At 71.1% G+C, this 15,968-nt stretch carries 3 protein-coding genes; 2 read left to right on the plus strand and 1 reads right to left on the minus strand.

Annotation, left to right across the window (positions count from 1 at the left end; genetic code table 11):
* A partial coding sequence (locus JK364_RS53315) for a type I polyketide synthase (RefSeq protein WP_230993930.1) occupies nucleotides 1-9,751 on the minus strand: 9,751 nt, incomplete at its 3' end.
* Between the two features lie 233 nt (nucleotides 9,752-9,984).
* On the opposite strand from JK364_RS53315, the gene JK364_RS53320 reads away from it, so the two are divergent.
* Nucleotides 9,985-14,514 (plus strand): non-ribosomal peptide synthetase, encoded by a 4,530-nt coding sequence (locus tag JK364_RS53320; RefSeq protein WP_201858707.1) that lies wholly within the window; start codon nucleotides 9,985-9,987, stop codon nucleotides 14,512-14,514.
* A gap of 23 nt (nucleotides 14,515-14,537) precedes the next feature.
* Nucleotides 14,538-15,968: type I polyketide synthase (locus JK364_RS53325; RefSeq protein WP_372462104.1), on the plus strand; the 1,431-nt coding region annotated here is incomplete at its 3' end.

The following is a 15,968-nucleotide window of genomic DNA, read 5'->3' on the forward strand; positions in this document are numbered from 1 at the left end:
ACGCGTCAAACCCCGCCGCCCCGTCCAGGAAACCACCCCGCACCGTGTAGGTCTTACCCGGCGCGTCCGGATCCGGGTCGAACAGGTTGTCCACGTCCCAGCCCCGATCGACCGGGAAACCGGAAATCGCATCCCCACCGGACTCGACCAGACGCCACAAATCCTCCGGCGACAACACCCCACCCGGCAGACGGCACGCCATACCCACGATCGCCAGCGGCTCATCCGAAGCCGCAGCCGTGCGCACCACGGCGGCCCGCACAGGCGCCGTCCCGCCCGCGAGCAGTTCGCCGAGCCGCCCGGCCAGCACCGTCGGTGTCGGATAGTCGAACACCAACGTGGCAGGCAACCGCAGACCCGTAGCCTTGGCCAGACTGTTCCGCAACTCAACCGCGGTCAGCGAATCCACACCCAGATCCTTGAACGCGGCCGCCACAGGAATGGCATCGGCATCCACATGACCCAGCACAGCTGCCGCACGGCCACAGACCAGTTTCAGGAGCGCCTCGGGCGTCAAGTCGGCCAGGCGGCCGTTGACTGTTGCGGCTCGGCGGGCTACGGGGCGGTGCAACGTACGCAGCAGCGCGGGGACTTCGCCCTGCCGCGTCAGGTTCAAGGGTGAGGCGAGCAGGACCGGCTCGCCCTGCCGCGTCGCGGTGTCGAACAGCCGCATCCCGTGCTCGGCGGCGATGGCCTCCAGCCCGCCGCGGCGGATCCGGTCGTGGTCGGTGTCGGTGAGGCCGGCGCTCAGGCCGCTGGTGTCCTCCCACAGGCCCCACGCCAAGGAGAGAGCCGGCAAGCCCTCACGACGACGGTGTGCGGCCAGGGCGTCCAGGAAGGCGTTGGCTGCCGCGTAGTTGCCCTGCCCGGCCGCGCCCATGATGCCGGCGACCGAGGAATACATCACGAACGCGGCCAGGTCGGCGTCGCGGGTGAGCTCGTGCAGATACCAGGCAGCGTCGGCCTTGGGCCGCAGGACCGTGTCGACGCGCTGCGGGGTCAGCGATTCCACTACGCCGTCGTCGAGCGCCGCGGCGGTGTGGAAGACGGCCGTCAGCGGCACCCCGTCCAGCGCCTGCTCCAGCGCGACCCGATCGGACACGTCGCAGGCCGCGGTCTCGACCTGAGCCCCCAACGCGGTCAACTCACTGATCAAAGCCTCGGACGGGGCGCTGCGGGAGACCAGGAGCAAGTTACGCACACCGCGCTCGGCGACGAGGTGGCGGGCGAGAATGCCGGCGAGGACACCGGAGCCGCCGGAGATCAGGACCGTGCCGTCCGGATCGAGCTGCTGGGGGATGGTGAGCACGATCTTACCGATGTGGCGGGCGCGGCTCATCCAGGTGAACGCGTCCCGCGCTTGGCGGATGTCCCAGGCCTGAACCGGCAGGGGGCGCAGGACGCCCTGCTCGAACAGGCCGAGTAGTTCGGCGATGATCTCCCGTACCCGGTCGGGGCCGGCGTCCATGAGGTCGAAGGCCCGGTAGGTGGCGTGCGTGATCTGTTCCGCATCGCGGATGTCGGTCTTGCCCATCTCGATGAACCGGCCGCCTTCGGCCAGCACGTCGAGGGACGCGTCGACGAAGTCGCCACTGAGGGAGTTCAGGACCACGTCGACGCCGCGGCCCTGAGTGCTGTCGCGGAAGGTCTCGCGGAAGCCGGTGGTGCGGGAGTCGGCGATCCGGTCGTCGCTCAGGCCGGCGTCCCGCAGGACGTGCTGCTTGGCGATGCCCGCGGTTCCGTAGATCTCGGCGCCGAGGTGCTGGGCGATCTGGGTGGCGGCCATGCCCACGCCGCCGGTCGCGGCGTGGATCAGCACCGACTCGCCCGCTCGCAGCCCGGCCAGGTCGACCAGACCGTAGTAGGCGGTGGCGAACACGACCGGAATAGATGCCGCCGTGGTGAACGACCAGCCGTCGGGGATCACGGCCAGGAGGCGGCGATCGGCGATCGCGACCGAGCCGAATCCGCCGTCGAGGATGCCGAACACGCGGTCGCCCGGGCTCAGATCCTCCACGCCGGGGCCGGTCTCGAGGACGACGCCCGCTGCTTCGCCTCCGGCCGGGCGGGGGTCGGCGACCATACCGAGGGCCACGACCACGTCGCGGAAGTTCAGACCGCCGGCGCGTACGCCGACCCGAACCTCACCCCGCCGCAGCGGCCGTTCGGCGGTGTCGGTGGGGATCACGCGGAGATCCCGCAACGTACCGCTGCCGGGCAGTTCGAGCAGCCACGCGCGGTCCTCGGGAACCGTGAGCGACGCCTCCTCGCGGGCTAGTCGTGGCACCTCGTAGTGGCCACCGTCGATCCGGATCCGGGGTTCGTCCAGCCCGGCGGTTCCGGCCAGCTGTTCCTGGGTGAGCGCGTCGTCGCTTTCCACCAGGATCAACCGGCCGGGATGCTCCGACTGGGCCGAGCGCACCAGACCGGATACCGCGGCCGAGGCCAGGTCGGTGCCGGTGCGCACGACCAGGGGGCGGTCCTCGCCGGCCAGCCATTGCTGGACGGTCTGCAACACCTGGGTGGTCAAGGCACGGGTCTGCGTCAGCGGATCGCCGTCGGCCTCGGGCAGTGCGGTGAACACTCCGACGTCGGAGGGATCGCCAGGTTCGGGGGCGGTGATCTCGGTCCAGGTCACGGCGAACAGGTCGTCGGTGGTGGAGCCGAGCATGTCGGTGGTCACCGGCCGGGTCACCAGCGACCCGATGGTGGCCACGGGGCGGCCGTTGTCGGCGGCGGCGTGCACGCTCCAGCCGTCGGCCAGCGGCGTCACCGCGACCCTCAGCGTCGTCGCGCCTGTCGAGTGGACCTGGATCCCATTCCAGGAGAACGGCAGTCGTACTCCCTGCCCGGTCCCCGCGGTGTTGACCATGCTGGCTTGCAGAGCCGCGTCCAGCAGGGCGGGGTGGACCGCGTACCGGTCCACCTCGTGTGCCTGCTCCTCGGCCAGGACGACCTCGGCGTAGACGGTGTCGCCGTCACGCCACGCGGCCCGCAGGCCCTGGAACGCCGGCCCGTACTCGTAACCAGCCGCGGCCAACTCGTCGTAGAAGCCGGTGACGTCGACCGGCTCGGCCTGCGCAGGCGGCCAGGCGACAGGATCCGGCAGCGACGCGGTGCGGCCGATGGTGGCGGTGACGTGCCGGGTCCACGCGTCGGTGCCGTCCGCCTGGGAGAACACGGTCACCGGTCGGCGGCCGGACTCGTCGGCCTCCCCGACTGTCGCCGACAGCTGGACAGCGCCGGTCTGCGGCAGCAGCAGCGGAGCTTCGATCACCAGCTCGTCGATGACCGGACAGTCCACCTCGGTGGCCGCGCGGGTCACGAGCTCCACGAACGCGGTGCCGGGTAGCAGCGCGGTGCCCCGGACCGCGTGGTCGGCCAGCCAGGCGTGCGTGGCCAATGAGACCCGGCCGGTCAGCGCCACGCCGTCGGACGCCGGCAACGGCACGACCGTCTCCACCATCGGGTGCCCGGCGTCGGACGGCCGGTCGGCGCTGACGGCCCAGTACCGCTGATGCTCGAAGGCATAGGTCGGAAGGTCCAGCACCCGGGTGGTGCTACCGAAGACTCGGGGCCAGTCGACGATGACGCCATGGGCGTGGGCCTCGGCCAGAGCGGTGAGCATCCGGTCCGGGGTGCCGTCGTCGCGGCGCAGGGTGGCGACGGTGACCGCGTCGCTCATGGCCGGCAGCAGCACCGGGCTGGCGCTCATCTCCAGGAACACGTTCTCGCCGCGGGCCTGGAGCAGGTCGACGGCCGGGCCGAAGCCGACGGGTTCGCGGAGGTTCCGCCACCAGTAGGCGGGGTCCAGGGGTGCTTCGATCCACATGCCGTCGGCGGTGGACAACCACGGCACCACCGGCGTGCGGGACGGGATGCCCGCGCTGATGCCGAGCAGTTCGGTACGGATCTTCTCGCCGAGCGGTGAATGCGAGGCGACGGCCGCGGTGATCCTCCGTACCCGAGCCCCTCGCTCCTCGCAGGCGGCGAGAACAACCTCGACGGCCTCCGGCGTGCCGGAGATGACCGTGGAGGACGGGCCGTTGCGGGCACCGATCCACACCCCGTCGACCAGGGGGATGTCGTCGGCGGGCAGGGCGACGGCAGCCATCACCCCGTGACCGACCATCTCGCGAGCGAGCAGTTGACTGCGCAACGCCACGACCCGGGCGGCATCGCGCAGCGACAACGCCCCGGCCACACACGCCGCCGCGATCTCGCCCTGCGAATGGCCGATCACCGCGTCCGGGCGGACCCCGGCGGCCTGCCACACCGCGGCCAGCGACATCATGACCGCCCAGCAGGCCGGTTGGAGCACGTCGATGCGGTCGATCACAGCGGGGTCGTCGAGCATGGTGAACAGGTCCCAGTCGACGAACTCGCTCAGTGCCGCCGCGCACTCGGCCATCCGCGCGGCGAACACCGGCGACGACTCGCGCAGCGCCCTGCCCATACCGAGTTGCTGCCAGCCCTGGCCGGGAAACACGAACACCACTCGCGGGTCGGCGCCCGCCACGGTGCCCGTGATCGTGTTCTCGCCCAGCAGCACGGCGCGGTGCTCGAACACCGACCGGGCGGTCGCCAGCGTCGACGCCACTGCCCGCGGGTCGGCCTCGGGGGCGGCGGCCAGGTAGGCACGCAGCCGGTTCTCCATCTCGGCCAGCGCCGCCGGGGTCTTCGCCGAGATCACCAGCGGCACCCGGTCGGACGCCACGACCGGCGCCACGGCCTCCGGCGGCGAGACGGGCTGCTCGGGTGCGCTCTCGAGGATGACGTGTGCGTTGGTGCCGCTGATCCCGAACGAGGACACGCCGGCCCGGCGCACCCGGCCGGTCTCCGGCCACGGCCGGTTCTCGGTCACCAGTTCCACCGCACCGGCGGTCCAGTCCACGTGCCCCGACGGCGCATCCACGTGCAAGGTGGCCGGTACGGTGTCGTGTTGCAGCGCCATGACCATCTTGATGACACCGGAGACACCCGCGGCGGCCTGCGTGTGACCGACGTTGGACTTGAGCGAACCGAGCAGCAGCGGCTGCTCACGGTCCTGGCCGTAGGTCGCGATCACGGCCTGGGCCTCGATCGGGTCGCCCAGCTTCGTACCCGTGCCGTGCGCCTCGACCACATCGACCTCGTGCGGCGCCAGACCGGCGTTGGCGAGCGCCTGCCGGATCACGCGCTGCTGGGACGGCCCGTTCGGCGCGGACAGACCGTTGGAGGCCCCGTCCTGATTGACCGCCGAGCCACGGATGACGCCCCGGATCTGGTGGCCCTTGGCCTGGGCGTCGGACAACCGCTCGACCACCAGCACACCGACGCCCTCGGCCCAGCCCGCGCCGTCCGCCGCGTCGGCGAAGGCCTTGCTTCGTCCGTCGAGGGCCAGGCCACGCTGGCGGGAGAACTCCACGAACGTCTGCGGGGTGGCCAGCACGGTCACGCCACCGACCAGGGCCAGCGAACACTCACCCTGCCGCAGCGCGGAACCCGCCTGATGCAACGCCACCAGCGACGACGAACACGCCGTGTCCACCGTGATAGCGGGGCCTTCGAGGCCGAAGAAGTACGACACCCGGCCCGACAACACGCTCACCGCGTCGCCGGTCATGCCGAACTCCTCGAGGCCGGCGTTGTACCCGCTCGGGAAGGCCCCCATGAAGACGCCCGCGTCACTACCGCGGACGGAGCGAGGCGGAATGCCGGCATGTTCGAACGCCTCCCAGGACACCTCGAGCATGAGGCGCTGCTGGGGATCCATCGCCAGGGCTTCCCGCGGGCTGATGCCGAAGAACGACGCGTCGAACCCGGCGACCCCGTCCAGGAAGCCACCCAGCACGGTGTACGTCTTGCCCGGCGCGTCCGGATCCGGGTCGTACAGGTTGTCCACGTCCCAGCCGCGGTCGGCGGGGAACTCGGAGATCGCGTCCGTGCCCGACGCGACCAGGCGCCACAGATCATCCGGCGACGACACGCCACCCGGCAGGCGGCAGGCCATGCCCACGATGGCCAGCGGCTCGTCCTGGGCCACCGCCCGCGCCGCCGTACGCGCCGGGGCCGGGTTCTCCCCCGCGAGCAGCTCCTGCATCCGGCTGGTCAGCACGGCCGGGGTCGGGTAGTCGAACACCATCGTGGTCGGCAACGGCAGCCCAGTGGCCTTCGCCAGGCTGTTGCGCAGCTCGACCGCGGTGAGGGAGTCGATGCCCATCTCACGGAAGGGCCGGTCGGGGGCGTAGCGGTCGGCCGTGGGCAGGCTCAGGATGCCCACGACGTTTGCCCGGATCAGATCGAGCAGCGCCTCTTCCCGGGCGGCCCCCGCGGCCTCGAACCGGCGCGACCATGCCGGCTGCCCGGTTTCGTCGGGCTCGGCACGGATCAGGTTCCGGAGGAGGGGCGGGAGCGCGTTGGCCGCGGTCAGGGCCCGCAGACCGGCGGTGTTCACGCGCGCGACGATCTGAGCCTGCTCGGCGGAGGCCAGCGCGCGGCCCAGCAGGTGTTCGTCGGCCACGACCGGGTCGGCTTCCGGGATGCCCCAGGCGATGGTCCGGGCCGGCAGGCCGTGGGCCCGGCGGCTCCGGGCGAACGCCTCGACGGCGGCGGGCGCGTCCTGGCTGAAGACGACGAAATCGGTGAGGTCGAGGCTCTCGGTGAGGTCGTGCAGCCGGCGGATCTCGTCGATGACCGCGGCCCCACCGGTGTGGATCACCGCCGTCAGCGGGTGCTCAGGTGACAGGTCGGCCAGCACGCGCTCCAGCGCGTCATGATCCGACACATCGCACACCACGGCGTCCGGCGCCGCGTCCGCGACGCCTCGGTCCAGCAGCAGATGCCGTACTCCCAGGTGCCGGGCGGCGATCCGGGCCAGTGCCTCGGAGTCGCCGGCGATCAGCACCGTGCCGCCGGGGTCGATCCGCTGGGGCACGGTGAGCACCAGCTTGCCGGTGTGGCGCCCGCTCCTCATCCAGCTGAACGCCTCACGGGCGTGGCGGATGTCCCAGGTGTGCACCGGCGACGGCCGCAAGACCCCCTGCTCGAACAGGGCGAGCAGCTCGGCGATGATCTCCCGCAGGCGGTCCGGTCCGGCGTTCATCCGGGTGAAGGAGTGATAGGTGGTGCCGGGTCGCTCGGCCGCGATCTCGCCGGCGTCGCGGATGTCGGTCTGGCCCAGCTCGAGGAACCGGCCGCCGTCCGCCAGCAAGTCGAGCGAGGCGTCGACGAAGTCGCCCTTGAGGGAATTGAGAACCACGTCGACGCCGCGGCCCTGAGTGCTGTCGCGGAACGCCTCCCGAAAGCCCGTGGTGCGCGAGTCGGCGATCCGGTCGTCGCCCAGACCGGCGTCCCGCAGGACGTGCTGCTTGCCGACGCCGGCGGTCGCGTAGACCTGTGCGCCGAGGTGCCGGGCGATCTGGGTGGCGGCCATACCCACGCCGCCGGTGGCCGCGTGGATCAGCACCGACTCGCCCGCTCGCAGCCCGGCCAAGTCCACCAGCCCGTAGTAGGCGATGACGAACACTTCCGGCACCGAGGCCGCCGTGGCGAACGACCAGCCCTCGGGGATCACGGCCAGCATGCGCCGATCGGCGATCGCGATCGACCCGTGCCCGCCTTCGAGGAGGCCGAACACCCGGTCGCCCGGCCGCAAATCCCGCACGTCGGAGCCGGTCTCAAGGACGACACCCGCGCCCTCGGCGCCGAACACGCCGTCGCCGAGATCGGTGCCCAGTGCGACCAGCACGTCGCGGAAGTTCAGGCCCGCGGCACGCACCTCGATCCGTACCTCGCCGGGCTGCAGAGGACGCACATCGGTGTCGGCGGCGACCAATGCCAGCTCCTGCAGGACGCCGCTGTGGTCGGGCTCGAGCACCCACGCGCGCTCGCCGGGAATGGTGAGGGCCGGGGACTTCTCACGGGCCAGTCGCGCGACGAGCGGTGTGTCGTCGCGTACTACGATCTGCGGTTCTCCGAGCGCGGCGAGAGCGGACAGTCGCGCGTCGTCGACGTCCGCGCCGTCGAGGTCGATGAGGACGGAGCCACCTGGCCCGGTCTGCTCCCCGCGGAGCGCGTCCCAGGTCGCTGCCTGTTCCTGGTCGGGGAGGTCGGCGGGCCCGGTGCCCACCGCACGGCGAGTCACGTGTACGGCCACAGGGTCGCTCGTGTCGGCCGGGGACGTCTCGGCGGGCACCCATTCCAGCCGGTACAGGGACCCGTTTCCGCTCGCGGCGGAGAGCAGCTCCGCCGGCGCTTCGGTGAGGGCGGCCCGCTTCACCTTGCCGGACAGGGTCCTCGGAATGGTGTCGACCCGATAGATCTCCTCGGGCACCTTGAAGTACGACAGCTTCTCCCGGCACGCCGCGAGCACCGCCTCAGCGTCCACGCCCTCCGCCTCCGGCACGAGGTACAGGGCGGGGATCTCCCCCAGGACGGGATGCCGCTTCCCGACCGCGGCGGCGTCCCGCACCCCGGGCAGTTCGAGGGCGACGGCCTCGATCTCGTGCGGGTGGATGTTCTCGCCGCCGCGGATGATGAGTTCCTTGACCCGGCCGGTGATGGTGACGTGACCCGTCTCGCTTCGGCGGGCCAGGTCACCGGTGCGGTACCACCCGTCGGAGAGCACCTCACGGGTGGCGTCGGGACGCCCGTGATAGCCGATCATCAGGCTCGGTCCGCTCGCCCACAGCTCGCCCTCCTCGCCCTCCGCGACCTCCGCGCCGGTGTGCGGATCGACGAACCGCAGGGAGATCCCCGGCACGGCCTGGCCGCAGGAGCCGGGCATTCGCGGACCGCTGAGCCAGTTCACCGTCAGGGATCCGGTGGTCTCGGTGCAGCCGTAGGTGTCCAGCAGCGGCACCCCGAAGACCCGCTCGAAACCCTCGATCAGTGCGGGCGGCGAGGCGGCGCCGGCGACCAGGCCCATCTTCAGCGAGGGCAGCCGCGGTCCGGCCTCGCCGACAGCGCCGAGCAGGTAGTGGTACATCGTCGGCACACCCACGAGCACGGTGCACGCATGCTCCTCGAGCTCGTGCAGCACCTCACTCGCCACGAAACTGCTCATGATCCGCGCGGTCGCGCCGACGGCGGTGGTGGCCAGCAGGCAGAGGTGGTGCGCGAGGCTGTGGAACAGCGGTGCCGGCCAGAGCAGGACGTCGTTCTCGGTCAGTTCCCAGGCGGGCACGTCGCAATTGGCCGCCGACCACAGGCCGCTGCCCTGGGTCGACACGACGCCCTTCGGGGTGCCCGTGGTCCCCGAGGTGTAGAGCATCCACGCCGCCTCGTCGAGGCCCAGATCGTCGCGGGCCGGCGTAGGCGGCTCGGCGGTGGCCAGTTCCGCGAACGACCACACCCCCGCCGGGAGCGGTCCCTCGTCCACCAGGACGACGGTCACCGCGGGAGCGGCACGCCGCACGTCGTCCAGGTGGGCGGAGTCGGTGATGACCAGCACGGCGCCGCTGTCCGCCAGGAAATGCGCGACCTCGGCCCCGGTCGCATCCGGATTGAGGGGTACGGCGATCGCACCGGTCCGGGCGATCGCCAGGTAGCTCTCGATGGTCTCGACACGGTTGCCCAGCAGAATGGCGACCCGGTCTCCGCGCTCCACAGCGAGGTCCACCAGGTGCCCGGCGATCCGCCCGGTCCGGGTCCGCAGTTCGGCGTGGGTGAGCTCGCGCCGCGAATCCACGTAGGCAATTTTGTCCCCGAGGCGTTCGGCATTCGCGCGAAGCAAATCATGAATCGGTTGAATAAATTCCTCGCGAGACATTCATACCCTTCCGGCGAAGTGCAGTTCACCCGGTAATGCAATCCGGACCGTAGCAGCCCGATACAGACGTCCGCCATGCCGTGCCACCCTTGTTTTCGCCCCACCCCCTACGCCCGTTTCGCCTGGCCGGAAACCTAGGGGGTTGCGTGGAAAGCATCGGCGGGTGTTCGCTTGCACAGCACCACCTCGGGCGTTTTCTGGATGCGCGAGCAATACCTTTCCGGGAGAGGTGAATGGCTTCCAAAAGTCCCCGGCTGCGCCGTAAACCGGACGGCAATGGCATCGGTCCGGTGGACCGTAACCGGCCTCTTCCGGCGTCCTTCGCGCAACAGCGCCTCTGGCTGATGCACCAGATCGCACCGGCGAGCAACTCCTACAACCTGCCGATCGTGCAACGGCTGCGGGGCCCGCTCGACCCGACGGTGCTGGAGCGGGCGCTGCGTCTCGTCGTGGACCGTCACGAGGCCCTGCGGACCGTGTTCGACACCGACGACGGCGACCCGCGCCAGCGGATCCTGCCGGGAGACGCCACCGGCTTGCGGCAGGTGGACGCCCGGGACGAGGAGCACGCCCGGACGTTGATCCGGCGGGAGACGGCCGAGCCGTTCGACCTGAGCACCGGCCCCGTCCTGAGGGCGTTGCTGGTACGGCTCGCGGACGACGACCACGTACTGGCACTCACGGTTCATCACGTGGCCGGTGACGGCTGGTCGCTGGCCATCCTCCAGATGGAACTGTCGGCGCAATACGCGGCCCTGCTCCGCGGTACGCAGGCCGACCTGCCCAAGTTGCCGGTGCAGTACGCGGACTTCGCCCAGTGGGAACGCCGCATGCTGTCCGGCCCCCGGCTCGAGAAGCGGCTGGCCTACTGGCAGGACCACCTGCGGGGCGCTCCCCCGGTGCTGGACCTGCCGGCCGACCGGCCCCGGCCGGCGATCGGCGACTCCGATGCGGGCAGCGTGTCGTGGTCCCCGCCGGCGGAGCTGGTGGCCGCGGCCAGGGAGGTGGGCCGCTCGTCGGGCACCACGCTGTTCATGACCCTGTTGGCCGCCTTCCAGGTGACGCTGTCGCGCTACGCGCGTACCGATGACGTCCTGGTCGCCACCCCGACCGCCAACCGCAACCGCGCGGAGGTGGAGGGGCTGGTCGGCATGTTCGTCAACACGCTGGCGCTGCGCGGGGACCTCTCCGGCGATCCCACCTTCCGTGAGCTGCTGCGGCGGACCCGGACGACCGCCACCGGCGCGTTCGCCAACGCCGACCTGCCGTTCGACCTGCTCGTGGAGCGGCTGGCACCGCCCCGCGACCTCGCGATCAACCCGGTCGTGCAGGTGCTCTTCCAACTCCTGCCGATGCTGCCGAACCCCGTCACCCTGCCCGGGGTCACGGCCGAGCCGTTCGCCATGGACCAGTTCTTCACCCGCATGGACCTGGAGTTCCATGTCTACGAGGACGCCGCCGACGACCGGCTGCTGGGACATATGTGGTATAGCCGGGCACTGTTCGACCAGGCCCGGATCGAGCAGCTGCTGGATCATCTGACGCTCGTCCTGCGCAGCGTGCTGAACCGCCCGGACGATCCGATCTCGACGGTCCCGCTCACGCCGGACGGCGACACCCGCCTGCCCGCGCTTCCGTCCAACGACACCGAGCGGACCCTGCCGGTCGACTCGCTCCCGCGACTGCTGGCGTACGCCGCGGCCCGGACCCCGGACGCCGTCGCCGTCATCGACGAGCAGGTCACCCTGACGTACGCCGAACTCGGCCGCCGGGCCAACAGGCTGGCGCACCTGCTCATCCACCGGGGTGTCCGCCCCGGCACCCTGGTCGGGCTCTGCCTCGACCGGGGCGCCCCGATGATCGTCGGAATGCTCGGCATCCTCAAGGCCGGCGCGGCCTATGTGCCGATCGACCCGGAGCATCCTCTCGAACGCACCCGCTTCGTGCTCGCCGACTCCGACATTGCCACGGTGGTGACGCAGCCGGAGCACCGGTCCCGGTTCGAGGACGTCCGCGACGTCATACTGCCGGACGACCCGGGCCTGCGCGAGCAGCCGGACAGCGCGCCCGACGTGCGGCTGGACCGCGACAGCCTGGCCTACGCGATCTACACCTCCGGCTCCACCGGCCGCCCCAAGGCCGTGCTCATGCCCGGCATCAGCGTCGTCAACCTGCTGCTGTGGCAGGAGCGCACGATGGGCCGCGAGCCGGACAGCCGGACCGTCCAATTCATCACGTCGACCTTCGACTATTCGGTGCAGGAGATCTTCTCCGCGCTGCTCGGCGGCACGCTCGTCATCCCCTCCGACGAGGTGCGGCTGGATCCCGCCCGGCTGGTGCGGTGGATGGACGACAACCGAATCACCCGCGTCTACGCGCCGACCACGGTGCTGCGCGCGATCGTCGAGCACGTCGACCCGTACGGGAACGGCCTGTCCGCCCTGCGGCACCTCTGCCAGGGCGGCGAGCCGCTCGTGCTGGACACCAGGCTGCGCGAGCTGTGCCGGCGCCGTCCCCACCTGCGGGTGCACAACCACTACGGTCCGGCGGAGAGCCAGCTGGTCACCGGCTACACGCTGCCCGCGGATGTCTCCGCCTGGCCGGCCACGGCGCCCATCGGGCCACCGATCGACAACACCCGCATCCACCTCCTCGACGACGCCCTGCGTCCCGTGCCCGACGGCGTTCCCGGACAGCTCTGCATCGCGGGCATCGGCCTGGCCCGCGGCTACCTGGCCCGCCCCGATCTGGTCCGGGAGCGGTTCATCGCCGGCGGAACCGGCTCGGAGCCCCGGATGTATATCTCCGGTGACCTGGCCCGCAGGCTCCCGGACGGCAACCTCGAGTTCCTGGGCCGGATCGACAGCCAGGTCAAGATCCGCGGGATCCGGATCGAGCTCGGCGAGATCGAGACAGTCCTGTCCGAGCACGAGGCCGTCAGGCAGGCCGCGGTGGCCCTGCGCAAGGACGACCGCGGTGACGATCGTTTGGTCGCGTACGTGGTGACCGACGCGGACGCCGCGACGATCGGCGCCGAACTGCGTGACCACGTCGAGCGGCTGCTCCCCTCGGCGTTGACGCCGTCCGCGTTCGTCGTCCTGGACGCGATGCCGCTGACGACGAGCAGGAAGACCGACCGCCGTGCGCTGCCCGACCCGGAGACCTGGTCGACGGCCTCGTCCTCACGGGTCGCCCCGCGCAATCCGACGGAGTCCGCCGTGTGCGGCATCTACGCCGATGTCCTGGAGACGCCGGCCGTCGGCGTGAACGACGACTTCTTCGCACTGGGCGGGCACTCCCTCCTCGCCTCCCGCGTGGTGTCCCGCATCCGCGCCGAACTGAACTGCGACCTGCCGCTGCGGACGCTGTTCGACAGTCGGACGCCTGCCCGCCTCGCCGAGGCCATCGACTCGGCCTCGGCGACCGGCATACCGGCCATCACACCACGCTCGGGGGTCACGCCCGCACCGATCACGCTCGCCCAGCAGCAGCTGCTCGTGACCCGTGACTCGCTGCTCGACGAGACGGTCTTCCCCGTCAGCCCGTACGGATTCCGGCTGAGCGGCAGGGTCGACCGCGACGTCCTCGACCGCGCCCTGACTCGGATCGTCGCCCGCCACGAGCCGCTGCGCACCGGGTTCCGCGACGACGGCGACGGCTTCGTGCTCATGGTCCGCGATCCCGCACCGGTCAGCGCCGACGTCGTGCATGTCACGACCGAGGACGCGGCGGCCGATGCCATCCGGGCCGAGCTCGCACGTCCCTTCGACCTGACCGGCGGCACCCTGCTGCGCGCCGTCCTGGTGCGGATCGCCGAGGACGAGCACCTCCTGCTGCTGATACTGCACCACATCGCGGGCGACGGCTGGTCGTTCGATCTGCTGGTCCGCGAGCTGTCGGCCCTGTACACCGAGCTGGCCGGCGGTCCCGTCGCCGCGCTGCCGGAGATCACCACGACGTACTCGGACTTCGCCCAGTGGGAACACGACGTGATGTCCGGGCTCGCGCTGGCGGAGCACCAGGACTATTGGCGTACGAACCTCGCGGGCGCCGCGGCCCTGCGACTGCCGACCGAGCGGCCACGCGGGCACGGGGCCCCGGCCGGCCGCTCCCAAGCCTGGACCGTCTCGCCCGAGGCGACCTCGGCGGCCCGGCGGCTCGCGGAGGCGGAGGGCACGACGCTGTACGAGACCCTGCTGGCCGCCTTCGCGCTCGCGGCGGCCGGCCTGTCGGGCCTGGACGACATCGTGGTGACCACCCCGTTCGCCAACCGCGGCCGGCCCGAGACCGACCACCTGATCGGCTTCTTCGCGAAGGTCGCCGCCCTCCGCGTCGACCTGTCCGACGATCCGACGTTCCGCGAGGTCCTGCGGCGCGTGCACACGACCGTACTGGGCGCGCACACCCATCAGAACCTCCCCTACGCGTCGATGCGGGCCGCCACGCCCGGCCTGCCCGAGCCGTTGGTCCAGTTCCAGCTGATCAGCTCGCTCGCCTCCGACCTCGTCCTGCCCGGCGTCACCAGCCGGCGGTTCTGGATGGTCGAGACCGACCTGGGCATCACGAACGGTGAGCTCGCGATGTGGTTCTTCGACGATGCCGGCACGCTGCACGGCACGGTCGTCTTCGACGAATCCCTGCTTGCCCCGGCCACGATCGAGAAGCTGCTCGCCGCGCTGGAGTCGACCCTGCACGTCGTCTCCGCCACTCCCCTTGCGCGCGTATCCGAGGCACACGCTGCGAACGTCTCTGTAAGGAGTTAGCGCCAATGCCCGATCACGACAAGCTGGTCGAGTATCTCCGTTGGGCGACCGCCGAGCTGCACACGACCCGCGCGAAGCTGCAAGCGGCCACCGAGGCCGGCACCCAGCCGCTGGCGATCGTGGGCATGGCGTGCCGTCTGCCGGGTGGCGTGTCGTCGCCGGAGGACCTGTGGCGCCTGGTCGAGTCCGGTACGGATGCGATCTCCGGTTTCCCGGTCGATCGGGGCTGGGACGTGGACAACCTCTACGACCCGGATCCGGACGTGCCCGGGAAGTCGTACACCGTTGAGGGCGGCTTCCTCGACGCGGTGACCGGGTTCGACGCGCCATTCTTCGGGATCAGCCCACGCGAGGCTCTGGCCATGGATCCGCAGCAGCGGCTGGTGCTGGAGACGTCCTGGGAAGCCTTCGAACGCGCCGGTATCGAACCGGGCTCGGTGCGGGGCAGTGACACCGGTGTCTTCATGGGCGCCTTCCCCGGCGGCTACGGCATCGGCGCCGACCTCGGCGGGTTCGGGATGACCGGTGGCGCGGCGAGTGTGCTGTCCGGCCGGGTGTCGTACTTCTTCGGCCTCGAAGGCCCCGCCATGACCGTGGACACGGTGTGCTCGTCGTCGCTGGTGGCGTTGCATCAAGCGGGATACGCGCTGCGGCACGGTGAATGCTCCCTGGCCCTGGTCGGCGGTGTCACGGTGATGCCCACGCCGCAGACGTTCGTGGAGTTCTCCCGCCAGCGCGGCCTGGCCGCCGACGGCCGGTGCAAGGCATTCTCCGACAACGCTGATGGCACCGGTTGGTCCGAGGGTGTCGGTGTGCTGCTGGTCGAGCGGCTGTCCGACGCCCAGGCCAAGGGCCACAAGATCTTGGCTCTGATCCGCGGATCGGCGGTCAACCAGGACGGTGCGTCCAACGGTCTGACCGCCCCCAACGGCCCCTCCCAGCAACGGGTGATCCAGCAGGCCCTGGCCAACGCCGGTCTGACCACGGCCGACGTGGATGTGGTCGAGGCCCACGGCACCGGCACCACACTCGGCGACCCGATCGAGGCCCAAGCCGTCCTCGCCACCTACGGCCAGGACCGCGACCAGCCCGTGCTCCTCGGCTCGCTCAAGTCGAACGTCGGCCATACCCAGGCCGCCGCGGGTGTCTCCGGTGTCATCAAGATGGTCATGGCCCTCCAGAACGGCGTGGTGCCCCGCACCCTGCACGTCGAAGAACCGTCACGACACGTCGACTGGGCGGCCGGCGCGGTGCAGCTGGTGACGGAGAACCAGCCCTGGCCCGAGCTGGGCCGGGCCCGCCGGGCAGCGGTGTCCTCGTTCGGGCTCAGTGGCACCAATGCGCATGTCATCCTGGAGAGCGCACCCGACCAGCCCTCAGCGCCGGCCAGGGACACTCCGGTGCCGGCTGCCACGGCCGGTGTGGTGCCGTTGCCGATCTCGGCCAAGACCGTG

This window comes from Streptomyces endocoffeicus, from assembly GCF_016741935.1.
GTDB classification, from domain to species: Bacteria; Actinomycetota; Actinomycetes; order Streptomycetales; family Streptomycetaceae; genus Streptomyces; species Streptomyces endocoffeicus.